The 11,672-nt window shown below is 65.1% G+C and carries 9 protein-coding genes; 6 read left to right on the plus strand and 3 right to left on the minus strand.

The genetic code is table 11. The features are described 5' to 3' along the window. Positions 1-11 precede the first annotated feature (11 nt). The 6 genes from FW796_RS16235 (at position 12) to FW796_RS16260 (ending at position 6,042) form a co-directional block, all read left to right on the plus strand. Positions 12-1,211, plus strand: coding sequence for an SfnB family sulfur acquisition oxidoreductase (locus FW796_RS16235; protein WP_346634097.1), 1,200 nt, complete (start codon positions 12-14; stop codon positions 1,209-1,211). Beyond that, on the plus strand, positions 1,211-2,578 hold the full coding sequence (locus tag FW796_RS16240) for an LLM class flavin-dependent oxidoreductase (protein ID WP_346634096.1): 1,368 nt from the start codon (positions 1,211-1,213) through the stop codon (positions 2,576-2,578). The genes FW796_RS16235 and FW796_RS16240 overlap by 1 nt, the downstream gene beginning before the upstream one ends. 113 nt (positions 2,579-2,691) lie before the next feature. Continuing rightward, positions 2,692-3,501, plus strand: coding sequence for a MetQ/NlpA family ABC transporter substrate-binding protein (locus tag FW796_RS16245; protein ID WP_446439574.1), 810 nt, complete (start codon positions 2,692-2,694; stop codon positions 3,499-3,501). A 1-nt stretch (position 3,502) separates the two neighbouring features. Further along, complete coding sequence (locus tag FW796_RS16250) at positions 3,503-4,627, plus strand: methionine ABC transporter ATP-binding protein (RefSeq protein ID WP_346634094.1); 1,125 nt, start codon at positions 3,503-3,505, stop codon at positions 4,625-4,627. Then, positions 4,617-5,261: a methionine ABC transporter permease gene (locus tag FW796_RS16255; RefSeq protein WP_404938036.1), complete on the plus strand. Its 645-nt coding sequence runs from the start codon at positions 4,617-4,619 to the stop codon at positions 5,259-5,261. Before FW796_RS16250 ends, FW796_RS16255 begins: the two co-directional genes overlap by 11 nt. A 154-nt stretch (positions 5,262-5,415) precedes the next feature. After that, on the plus strand, positions 5,416-6,042 hold the full coding sequence (locus FW796_RS16260; protein WP_446439575.1) for a class I SAM-dependent methyltransferase: 627 nt from the start codon (positions 5,416-5,418) through the stop codon (positions 6,040-6,042). A 208-nt stretch (positions 6,043-6,250) separates the two neighbouring features. Here FW796_RS16260 and FW796_RS16265 read toward each other — a convergent pair whose 3' ends face one another. The 3 genes from FW796_RS16265 to FW796_RS16275 are packed head-to-tail and all read right to left on the minus strand — an operon-like array spanning position 6,251 to position 11,495. Then, the gene (locus FW796_RS16265) at positions 6,251-9,337 is read right to left on the minus strand and encodes an efflux RND transporter permease subunit (RefSeq protein WP_404938035.1); all 3,087 of its coding nucleotides are present in this window, start codon (positions 9,335-9,337) and stop codon (positions 6,251-6,253) included. Next, entirely contained in the window at positions 9,334-10,404 is a 1,071-nt protein-coding gene (locus tag FW796_RS16270; RefSeq protein ID WP_346634090.1) for an efflux RND transporter periplasmic adaptor subunit, read from the minus strand. Before FW796_RS16270 ends, FW796_RS16265 begins: the two co-directional genes overlap by 4 nt. Next, the gene (locus tag FW796_RS16275) at positions 10,401-11,495 is read right to left on the minus strand and encodes an efflux RND transporter periplasmic adaptor subunit (protein WP_446439576.1); all 1,095 of its coding nucleotides are present in this window, start codon (positions 11,493-11,495) and stop codon (positions 10,401-10,403) included. Before FW796_RS16275 ends, FW796_RS16270 begins: the two co-directional genes overlap by 4 nt. Between the last annotated feature and the right edge of the window lie 177 nt (positions 11,496-11,672).

Here is an 11,672-nt window from a genome sequence, read left to right on the forward strand (position 1 = left end):
TGGAGAAACACATGTCTCTTTCTCAACACGTCGCGGTCATCACCAGCGATGAACAAGCCCTGATTGTCGCCAGCGACCTGGCGGAAGATTTCAAACGCGACAGCGCCCTGCGCGACCGCGAACGGCGCCTGCCGCACCCCGAGCTGGAAGCCTTCACCCGCTCTGGCCTGTGGGGCATCAGCGTGCCTAAGGAATACGGCGGCGCCGGTGTGTCCAACGTCACCCTGGCCAAGGTCATTGCCCTGATCGCCGAGGCCGACGCCTCCCTGGGGCAGATTCCGCAAAACCATTTCTACGCCCTGGAAGTGCTACGGGTGAACGGCAGCCCTCAGCAGAAACAGCGGCTGTACGCCGAAGTCCTGGCCGGCCGCCGTTTCGGCAATGCCCTGGCCGAGCTCGGCACCAAGACCGCCCACGACCGCACCACCCGCCTGAGCCGCGACAGCAGCGACCAGGGCTACCGCATCGACGGGCGCAAGTTCTACGCCACCGGCGCCATCTATGCCCAGCGCATTCCCACCTCGGTGGTGGATGAGCACGGCGTGCAGCAACTGGCCTTCGTCCCCGCCGACGCCCAGGGCCTGAACGTGATCGACGACTGGAGCGGCTTCGGCCAGCGCACCACCGGCAGCGGCTCGGTGCAGTTCGAAAACGTGTGGGTGGACGAGGCCGACGTGGTGCCGTTCCAGAGCGCCTTCGAACGCCCGACCCCGGTCGGCCCCTTGGCGCAGATTCTCCACGCCGCCATCGACACCGGCATCGCCCGCGCCGCCTACGAGGACGCCCTGCGCTTCGTGCGCACCAAGACCCGGCCATGGATCGACTCCGGCCACGACAAGGCCACTGAAGACCCGCTGACCATCAAGAGCTTCGGCCACCTGAGCATCCGCCTGCACGCCACCGAGGCCCTGCTGGAGCGCGCCGGGGAATTCCTCGACAAGGCCCAGGCCGAGACCAACGCCGACACCGTGGCCGCCGCGTCCATCGCCGTGGCTGAGGTCCGCGCCCTGAGCACGGAAATCTCCCTGGCCGCCGGCAGCACCCTGTTCGAACTGGCAGGCAGCCAGGCAACCCTGGCCGAACATGGCCTGGACCGCCACTGGCGCAACGCCAGGGTGCACACCCTGCACGACCCGGTGCGCTGGAAGTACCACGCGGTGGGCAACTACTACCTGAATCAGCAGAACCCGCCGCTGCGGGGGACCATTTGATGGCCGCTCCTGAAACGGTGAAGAAAAAGATCCTGCTCAACGCCTTCAACATGAACTGCATCGGGCACATCAACCACGGCCTGTGGACCCACCCGCGGGACAATTCGACCCAGTACAAGACCCTCGAATACTGGACCGAACTGGCCCAACTGCTGGAGCGCGGGCTGTTCGACGGGCTGTTCATCGCTGACATCGTCGGGGTCTACGACGTCTACCAGAACTCGGTGGACGTGCCCCTCAAGGAGTCGATCCAACTGCCGGTGAACGACCCGCTGCTGCTGGTTTCGGCCATGGCCGCTGTCACCAAGAACCTGGGCTTCGGCCTCACCGCCAACCTCACCTACGAGGCGCCCTACCTGTTCGCCCGGCGCCTTTCCACCCTCGACCACCTGAGCCGTGGCCGAGTCGGCTGGAACATCGTCACCGGCTACCTGGACAGCGCCGCCCAGGCCATGGGGCTCAAGGAGCAGATCGAGCACGACCGCCGCTACGACCAGGCCGACGAGTACCTGGAGGTGCTGTACAAACTCTGGGAAGGCAGCTGGGAAGACGACGCGGTACTCAATGACCGCGAGCAACGCATCTATGCCCAGCCGGAAAAAGTGCACAAGGTCGAGCACCAGGGCGAGTTCTACCAGGTCAGTGGTTACCACCTGTGCGAACCGTCGCCGCAACGCACCCCGGTGCTGTTCCAGGCCGGCAGCTCGGATCGCGGCCTGCTGTTCGCCGGGCGCCACGCCGAGTGCGTGTTCATCAGCGGACAGAACAAGGCGGCGACCAAGGCCCAGGTGGACAAGGTCCGCGCCAGCGCCGTGGCCGCCGGACGCAACCCCGAGGACATCAAGGTGTTCATGGGCCTCAACGTGATCGTCGGCGAGACCGAGGAACTGGCCTGGAAGAAGCACGCCGAGTACCGCAGCCACGCCAGCGCCGAAGCCGGAGTGGCGCATTTTTCCGCGTCCACCGGGATCGATTTTTCCCAGTACGAGATCGACGAACCCATCCAGTACGTGAAGAGCAATGCCATCCAGTCGGCCACCAAGAACCTGCAGAACAACGACTGGACCCGGCGCAAGCTGCTGGACCAGCACGCACTGGGCGGCCGCTACTTCACCGTGGTCGGCTCGCCGCAGCAGGTGGCCGACGACCTGGAGTCCTGGATCGCCGAGACCGGCCTGGACGGCTTCAACCTGACCCGCATCGTCACCCCGGAAAGCTACGTCGACTTCATCGACCTGGTGATCCCCGAACTGCAGCGCCGCGGCTCCTACAAGACCGCCTACGACGACGGCACCCTGCGGGAAAAACTGTTCCACGAAGGCCGCAAACTGCCTGAACGACACACCGGCGCGGCCTACCGCCGCTAACCGCTGCGCCGGCAAGCCGGCTCCTACACACCTCACCTGTAGGCGCTGGCTTGCCAGCGAAGAGGCCAGCAAAACCTGCACATTCCCTCGCCCCGACTTGGATCCTGACCCACATGAAAACCAAACGCCTGCGCCACCCGGTCAAAGCCCTGGCCCTCGCCCTCGGCCTGTTAAGCAGCGCCGTCTTCGCCGCTGACGCGCCGCTCAAGGTCGGCACCACCGCCGCCTTCGCCATTCCCCTGGAGGCCGCCGTGGAAGAGGCCGGCAAGCAGGGCCTGAAGGTGGAGCTGGTGGAGTTCACCGACTGGATCGCGCCCAACGTCAGCCTGGCCGCCGGCGATATCGACGTGAACTACTTCCAGCACATTCCCTTCCTGGAAAACGCCAAGGCCGCCGCCGGTTTCAATCTGGAGCCCTTCGCCCCGGGCATCATCAACAACGTCGGCCTGTACTCGAAAAAATACAAAAGCTTCGCCGAACTGCCACAAGGCGCCAGCGTGGCCATCGCCAACGACCCGATCAACAGCGGGCGCGGCCTGCAACTGCTGGCCAAGGCCGGTCTGATCACCCTCAAGCCGGGCGTGGGCTACAAGGCCACCGAAGAAGACATCGTCAGCAACCCGAAGAAAATCAAGATCCTCCAGGTCGAAGCCGTGCAACTGGTGCGTGCCTATGACGACGCCGATCTGGTCCAGGGCTACCCGGCCTACATCCGCCTGGCCAAGACCTTCGATGCCGGCTCGGCGCTGCTGTTCGACGGCCTGGACCACAAGGAATACGTGATTCAGTTCGTGATCCAGCCCAAGAGCAAGAACGACCCGCGGCTGATCAAGTTCGTCGATATCTACCAGCACTCGCCAGCCGTTCGCGCCGCCCTGGACAAGGCCCACGGCAAGCTCTACCAAGCCGGCTGGGAAGGTTGAAATGAGTGTCGCGACGCTCCAGCGCAAGCTGCCAGAAGCTGCGCCCCAACGCTCCGGGCAGACCGAGCTGCACCCTGACCTGAACCGGGCCCAGGTGCGTTTTATCGGCCTGGGCAAGACCTACCAGGGCCAGCAGGGGCCGGTGCAGGCCCTGCACGGCATCGACCTGGCGATCCAGCGCGGCGAAGTGTTCGGCATCATCGGCCGCAGCGGCGCCGGCAAGTCGTCGCTGATCCGCACCATCAACCGCCTGGAACAACCCAGCAGCGGCCGGGTGCTGATTGATCAGGTGGACATCGGCGACTTCGACGAAGACCGCCTGGTCGCCCTGCGCCGGCGCATCGGCATGATCTTCCAGCACTTCAACCTGATGTCGGCCAAGACCGTATGGCACAACGTCGAGCTGCCGCTGAAGGTGGCCGGCGTGCCCAGGGCCGAGCGCGAGCGCAAGGTCCGCGAGCTGCTGGAACTGGTGGGTCTCAAGGACAAGCACAAGGCCTACCCGGCGCAGCTGTCCGGCGGCCAGAAACAACGCGTGGGGATCGCCCGGGCCCTGGTCCACGATCCCGACATCCTGCTGTGCGACGAAGCCACGTCGGCCCTGGACCCGGAAACCACCCAGTCGATCCTCGGCCTGCTCAAGGAGATCAATCAGCGCCTGGGCCTGACCATCATCCTCATCACCCACGAGATGGCGGTGATCCGCGACATCTGCGACCGGGTGGTGGTGCTGGAACATGGACGCATTGTCGAGCAGGGCCCGGTCTGGGAAGTCTTCGGCAACCCGCAACACGAGGTCAGCAAGACCCTGCTGGCGCCCTTGCAGCACGGCCTGCCGCAAGAGCTGCAAAACCGCCTGCACAGCCAGCCGACGGCGGCCGACGCGGCGCTGGTGCTGAGCCTGCGTTTCACCGGCGTCAAGCATGAAGAGCCGGACCTGGCGGCGCTGTTCGGCGCCCTGGGCGGTCGCGTGCGCCTGCTGCAAGGCGGGGTGGAACGGATCCAGGGCCACGCCCTGGGGCAACTGCTGCTGGCGGTCCAGGGCTCGCCTCTGGGCGCCGAGGAACTGCGCCAGCGCGCGGGGCACTGGGCACAACAGGTGGAGGTACTGGGCTATGTGGTTTGATCGCTTGTTGCAGGGCATTCTCGACACCCTGCTGATGGTCGGCGTGTCCTCGCTGATTGCCCTGCTGGCGGGGATTCCCCTGGCGGTGATCCTGGTCACCAGCGGCAAGGGCGGGATCTACGAGGCACCGACCCTGAACCGGGCCCTGGGGGCCTTTGTGAACCTGTTCCGCTCGATCCCGTTCCTGATCCTGATGGTGGCGCTGATTCCCTTTACCCGGCTTATCGTCGGCACCACCTACGGCGTGTGGGCGGCAGTAGTGCCGCTGACCATCGCCGCTACGCCGTTCTTTGCGCGCATCGCCGAAGTCAGCCTGCGGGAGGTCGATCACGGCCTGATCGAAGCCGCCCAGGCCATGGGCTGCCGCCGTTGGCACATTGTCTGGCACGTGCTGCTGCCCGAAGCGTTGCCGGGCATCGTCGGCGGTTTCACCATCACCCTGGTGACCATGATCAATTCCTCGGCGATGGCCGGCGCGATTGGCGCGGGTGGGCTCGGGGACATTGCCTACCGCTACGGCTACCAGCGTTTCGACAGCCAGATCATGCTCACGGTGATCGTGCTACTGGTGATCCTGGTGGCGGCGATCCAGCTGGGTGGCGACCGTCTGGCGCGGGTGTTGAACAAGCGTTGAGGATTGTGGTGTCCGTTCGCACGCCTTCGCGAGCAAGCTCGCTGCTACGGGTCGATCAGCGCCCTGTGTAGGCGCGAGCTTGCTCGCGATTGGGCCCGCAAGGTCGCCATTGGCGTTATATTGGCCACCCTGCCCTCAACCCCCGCAGCCCGCCATGAAACTCGCCCCCGACGATCTTGAAACCATCACTGCAACCACTCTCGGCCACTACAACCAGGTAGCCGAAGGTTTTCGTGAAGGCACCCGCGACCACGACGTCAGCCAGAACATCGACGCGCTGCTGCGGCATATCCAGGGCCCGACGCCCTTCACCGTGCTGGACTTGGGCTGCGGTCCGGGGCGTGATCTGCAAACCTTCACCCGCCTGGGCCACGTGGCCATCGGCCTCGACGGTTGCGAGCGCTTTGCCCAGATGGCCCGGGAGGACAGCGGTTGCGAAGTCTGGCAACAGGACTTTCTCAAGCTCGATCTGCCGGCGGGTCACTTCGACGGCATCTTCGCCAACGCGGTGCTGTTTCATATCCCGAGCCAGGAACTGCCGCGGATACTCAAGCAGCTGCATGCCAGCCTGAAGGACGGCGGCGTGCTGTTCAGCTCCAATCCGCGAGGGGAAAACCAGGAAGGCTGGAACGGCCCGCGCTATGGCGCCTACCACGACCTGGCGGCCTGGCAGGCACTGCTGACTGATGCCGGGTTTGTCGAACTGGAGCACTACTACCGCCCCGCCGGCCTGCCTCGCGAACAGCAACCGTGGCTGGCCAGCGTCTGGCGCAAGGCCTGATCTACCCACAACACCGCCCGGCTTGCCGGCGAAGACGTCTGAAAATCAAGCGCCTGCCTTGCGGGCCCCTTCGCTGGCAAGCCAGCTCCTACGGAACTGCACAAATCCTCTGTAGGAGCCGGCTTGCCGGCGAAGGCGTTTCCGGATCAGGCGCCCGCCTCTCGGGCCTCTTCGCTGGCAAGCCAGCTCCTACTGAAATAGCCAGCTCCTACGGGGCGGTGGGGCGGTTGCGGTCGGTGTCTTGGCTCGGCTCCTTGATCTTGTACCAGGCCACGTACAGCGCCGGGAGGAACAGCAAGGTCAGCAAGGTGGCAACGATGATGCCGCCAATCATGGCGTAGGCCATCGGCCCCCAGAACACTTCGCGGGCAATCGGGATCATCCCCAGGCTGGCCGCCGCGGCGGTCAGCAGGATAGGTCGACGCCGATGGTGGGTGGCTTCCAGTACCGCGTCCCAAGGGTGATAACCCTCGCGCTCGTATTCGTCGATCTGGGTCACCAGGATCACCGAGTTGCGGATGATGATGCCGATCAGCGCAAGAATCCCGAGGATCGCCACAAAGCCCATGGGCGTGCCCGTGGGCACCAGGGCCAGGACCACGCCGATCAGCCCGAGGGGCGCAACGCTGGCCACCAGGAACAGCTTCTGCACGCTGTGCAGCTGGATCATCAGAAAGGTCGCCATGAGGAACAGCATCAGCGGCACCACTTTGGCGATCGGCCCCTGGGCCTTGCCGCTTTCCTCCACGGTGCCGCCGGTGGCCACCGAGTAGCCGGCCGGCAACTGCGCGGCAAACTGCTCGATGTCCGGCTTCAGTTGCTTGACCAGATCCGTGGGCTGGATCGCGTCGCGCACTGCGGCCTTGATGGTGATGGTGGGTTTGCGGTCGCGGCGCCACACCAGCGGCTGCTCCAGTTCGTAGCGCACCGTGGCGAAGGCCAGCAGCGGAATCGAGGTGCCATTGGGGGTGACGATCTGCAGGTTCTGCAGGGTTTCCGGTGAGTCGCGTTCACTGTCGTCGGCACGGCCGACCACGTTGATCAGGTAGATGTCGTCATGCACCTGGGTCACGGTGGAGCCGCTGACGATGCTGTTCATCAGTTGCGCCACGTCTTCGGAGGACAGCCCCAGTTGCCGCGCCTTGTCCTGGGCGATGTCGATGCGCAGCACTTTGCCGGGTTCGTTCCAGTCGTAGATGATCTCGCCGATGTGCGGGTTCTTGTCCAGTTCAGTGGCCAGGTCGATGGCGTGCTTGCGCACCTGGTCGATGTCCTTGCCGCTGACCCGGTACTGAATCGGCCGCCCCACTGGCGGGCCCATTTCCAGGGCCTGCACATAGCTGCCGATGCCGACGAAATCTTCGCGCAGGCGCTTCTGCAAGCGCTGGGTCAGCGCCGTGCGCTGCTCCAGGCCCTTGCTGACGATCACCAGTTGGGCGTAGTAGGGGTTCTGCAGTTGCTGGTCCAGGGGCAGGTAGAAACGGATCGCGCCCTCGCCGATGTAGGTGCTCCAGCGCTCGATGTCCGGGTCGTCCTTGAGGGTCGCTTCCAGCCGGTCCACGGCCATGCGGGTCTCGTTGATCGAGGCGTTCTGCGGCAGGTTGAGGTCCACCAGGATCTCCGGCCGATCGGAAGACGGAAAGAACTGGTTCTGCACGAAACGCATGCAGAACACCGAGGCGAAAAACAGCAGCACGGTGATGCCAATCGCCCACCAGCGGTTGCGCATGGCCCAGAGCAAGCCGCCATTGAAGGCGCGACCGACGCGCCCCGGCTCCTCGGAGTGGGGTTTGACGTTGGTGCTGAGGATGTGGATGCCGATCACCGGGGCAAACAGCACCGCGACTATCCACGACACCAGCATGGCCACGGCGATCACCGCGAACAGGGTGAAGGTGTACTCACCAGCGGAGCTGGCGTTGAGGCCGATGGGCACGAAGCCGGCCACGGTCACCAGGGTACCGGTGAGCATCGGGAAGGCGGTGGAGGTGTAGGCGAAGGTCGCCGCCTGCTCCTTGCTTTCGCCCTTCTCCAGGCGCGTGACCATCATCTCCACGGTGATCATGGCGTCGTCCACCAACAGCCCCAGGGCAATGATCAGCGCCCCCAGGGAGATCCGCTGCATGGTGATGCCGCTGTACTCCATGAACACGAAAACCATGGCCAGCACCAGCGGGATCGAGCAGGCCACCACCAGCCCGGCGCGCACCCCGAGGCTGATGAAGCTCACCACCAGCACGATGATCACCGCCTCGAACAAGGCGCTGGTGAAACCGCCCACCGCCTCCTGCACCACCTCGGCCTGATCGGACACCTTGTGCACGCCGATGCCGATCGGCAGGTCGGCGGTCAGTTGGTCCATGCGCGCATGCAGGGCCTTGCCGAAGTCCTGGATGTTGCCGCCCTTCTTCATGGCAATGGCCAGGCCGATGGCCGGCTGGCCGTTGAAACGGAACAGCGGTGTAGAAGGGTCGACGTAGCCGCGACTGATGTCGGCGATGTCCGCCAGGCGATAGAAGCGGTCGTTGAGGCGCAGGTTGACCGTGGCCAGGTCCTTCTCCGAGGCGAACTGCCCCGAAGTGCGCACCGAGATCCGCTCCGGCCCGGCCTCGATCACCCCGGCCGGGGTCACCGCGTTCTGCGCTTGCAGGCTTTGCAGGACCTGGCGCTGGTCGATGCCCAGGGCCGCCAGCTTGCGCGTGGAGAAGTTCAGGTAGATGACTTCGTCCTGCTCGCCGACCATCTCCACTTTGCCCAGGTTCGGCACTTCGCGGATCTGCGCCCGTACCTGTTCCACGTAGTCGCGCAGCTGGCGCATGCTCAGACCATCAGCGGTGAAGGCATAGACCGAGCCGAACACATCGCCGAATTCATCGTTGAAACCCGGCCCCTGCAAACCCTGGGGAAAGTCGCCGCGGATGTCGTTGATCTTCTTGCGCACCTGGTACCAGATCTCGGGGATGTCCTTGGCACTGGTGGTGTCGCGCAGGTAGACGAACACCGTCGATTCGCCGGGGCGGGTGTAGCTTTTCACGTAGTCGAGAGAGTCCAGCTCCTCGAGTTTTTTCTCGATGCGGTCGGTGACCTGCTTCAGGGTTTCTTCCTGGGTCGCGCCGGGCCAGCGGGTCTGGATCACCATGGTCTTGATGGTGAAGGACGGGTCTTCCTCACGCCCCAGGTTCATGTAGGAAAACACGCCCATCAGCAGCGCAACGAACATCAGGTACCAGACGAAGGACTGATGCTTGATCGCCCACTCGGACAGGTTGAAGCTCCCTTTGCTGTCAGGCGTCATTGTGCGCGGTCCTCATCGATTTTGACTTTCTGCCCCGGCTTGAGGCTGTTGACCCCGGCACTGACGATGCGCTCGCCGGGCTTGACCCCCTGGCTAATCAGCGCCGAATCGCTGTCGCGGCTGAGCACCTTGATCTCCCGGGGGGCAACAGTCTGGCTCTGCAGATCGATGACCCAGATCCGGGTCTGGCCATCCACCTCTTGCAGGGCCGTCAGGGGCAACTCGGTGCGCGGCTCGATGGCGGAGCTCAGGGTCACGCTGATGGCGGTGCCCAGGCGAAAGGCCTCGGGGGTGTCCTTGAGGGTCAGGCGGGCGCGACGGGTACGGGTCGCGCTCTGGGCCTGGGGCTCGATCTCGCGCACCGTGGCCGTGGTGCTGATGCTTGGATCGAGCTGGGCCGCGACCTTGAACTCCACGTCCGCCGGCAGTTGATCCACCAGGGTCGCCGGCAGGTCGATCACCGCTTCCTTGATCTCCGGCCGGGCCAGGGTCACCACCTGCTGGCCGGCGGTCACCACCTGCCCGGCTTCGGCGTTCCAGGCGGTGACCACGCCGCCGTGATCGCTGCGCAGTTGGCTGTAGTTGAGCTGGTCCTGGGCCTGGCGTACGGAAGCCTTGGCCTGATCCAGGGACGCGCCGGTGGTCTTCAGGTCGGTCTGGGCGATGTCCAGTTGCGCCTGGGCGCCGACACCACGGTCGAACAGCTCCTGCTGGCGCCGGGCATTGGCCTGGGCGTTGATCCACTGCGCCTGGACCTTGGCCAGATCGCCCTGGGCGGCCCGCAGCTGGTTCTGCTGATCGGTGGGGTCCAGGGTCGCCAGCAAGTCCCCGGGACCCACTTCGGCGCCGACATCGACATTGCGGTTGGCAATCCGCCCCGGCACCCGGAAGCCCAGGTTGGTTTCATAACGGGCCTGGATGTTGCCGGCAAAGCGCCCCAGGCTTTCCTCGGATTGCGGTGCCACCTGGATCGACAGCACCGGACGCACCGGCTCCGGCGCCGGTTCTTCCTTGGAGCAGCCCAGTAGCAAGGTGCTGACCCATAACAACGGCAACAGGCGCTTCATGGTTGTGCTCCCTGACCCTGGGTGGCCGAGGCAATCTCGACGAACATCCCCGGGTGCAACAACTGCCCTCCGGCCACCACCACTTTCTCGCCCCCCTTGAGGCCGTCGCTGATGATCACCTTGCCGGTCAGGTAACGCCCGACCTTGACGCTGTGCAGCACGGTCTTGCCGTCCTCGCCCACCAGCCACACCGCCGGCTCGCTGAGATTCTTGGTCAAGGCTGACCAAGGCAGCACCACCGTGGCCTTGCCATGGGCCCGGGCGGTGGCACTGACCACCGAGCCCAGGTCCATGCCCGCCGGCAGTGAATCGAGCACCACCTTGACCTGCACCGTACCGCTCTGGGCCGAGACCACCGGGGTCACCTCGCGGACTTTGCCGGTGGTCGCCACCTTGGGGTTGTCCAGCAGGCTGATGTGGATGGTTTCCTGGCCCGGCGGCTGCATCAGCAGCGATTCATAGACGTTGAATACCGCATCGCGCTCGCCGTCCCGGGCCAGGCTGAAGATCGGCATGGTGGCCTGCACCACCTGGCCCACCTCGGCCTGGCGCGCGGTGATCACCCCCGGCGCCTCGGCCACCAGCTCGGTGTAGCTCAACTGCTCCCGGGCATTGGCCAACTGCGCCTGGGCCGCGCTCAAAGCGCTCTGGCTGCTACGCAGGGCGGCCTGGGCCGAATCGTATTCGCTCTGGCTGGTGTAGCCCTTGGGCAAGAGTTTCTGCTGGCGGACGAAGGCTGCGCTGGCCTGCTTGACCCGTGCCTGTTCGGCAAACACCGCGGCAGCGGCGGAGTCGACATTGGTCTGCAAATCCTTGGGATCGAGCCGGGCCAACACCTGCTGGGCGGAAACCCGGTCGCCGACATCCACCAGACGCTGGATGATCTTGCCGCCGACACGGAACGACAATTCGGTCTGCACCCGGGCCTGGACGTCACCGGTGAGGGTCACCGACGGGGCAAAATCGCTGCTCTGCACTTCCTGGATACGCACCCGCGGGCGCTCCTTCTCGGTCTGCTTTTCCGCTCCGCAACCGCCGAGCAGAGCCAGCAGACTCAGCCCCACTATCCACCTCGATTTGAGACCAGCCATGCAGGCTCCTTGTGCTTGATCGTCGCGCCAGTGACGTTACGACTGTGAGCTTAGAACAGGGTTCAACCCTTGCACGCCGGTCTCATCAGTGAGGGCTTCGGTGGCGAGGGAGCTTGCTCCCGCTCGGCTGCGCAGCAGCCGCAACGGCCCTCGACGCGCTCTATCCTGGCAAGCACA

This window comes from Pseudomonas sp. 910_21, assembly GCF_052850735.1.

What these genes read in the sequence shown, in the direction of transcription:
- FW796_RS16255 (WP_404938036.1), top strand. Translation starts at nt 4,617, where the DNA reads ATGTGGTTTGATCGCTTGTTGCAGGGCATTCTCGACACCCTGCTGATG.
- FW796_RS16265 (WP_404938035.1), bottom strand. Translation starts at nt 9,337, where the DNA reads ATGACGCCTGACAGCAAAGGGAGCTTCAACCTGTCCGAGTGGGCGATC.
- FW796_RS16235 (WP_346634097.1), top strand. Translation starts at nt 12, where the DNA reads ATGTCTCTTTCTCAACACGTCGCGGTCATCACCAGCGATGAACAAGCC.
- FW796_RS16250 (WP_346634094.1), top strand. Translation starts at nt 3,503, where the DNA reads ATGAGTGTCGCGACGCTCCAGCGCAAGCTGCCAGAAGCTGCGCCCCAA.
- FW796_RS16260 (WP_446439575.1), top strand. Translation starts at nt 5,416, where the DNA reads ATGAAACTCGCCCCCGACGATCTTGAAACCATCACTGCAACCACTCTC.
- FW796_RS16270 (WP_346634090.1), bottom strand. Translation starts at nt 10,404, where the DNA reads ATGAAGCGCCTGTTGCCGTTGTTATGGGTCAGCACCTTGCTACTGGGC.
- FW796_RS16240 (WP_346634096.1), top strand. Translation starts at nt 1,211, where the DNA reads ATGGCCGCTCCTGAAACGGTGAAGAAAAAGATCCTGCTCAACGCCTTC.
- FW796_RS16275 (WP_446439576.1), bottom strand. Translation starts at nt 11,495, where the DNA reads ATGGCTGGTCTCAAATCGAGGTGGATAGTGGGGCTGAGTCTGCTGGCT.
- FW796_RS16245 (WP_446439574.1), top strand. Translation starts at nt 2,692, where the DNA reads ATGAAAACCAAACGCCTGCGCCACCCGGTCAAAGCCCTGGCCCTCGCC.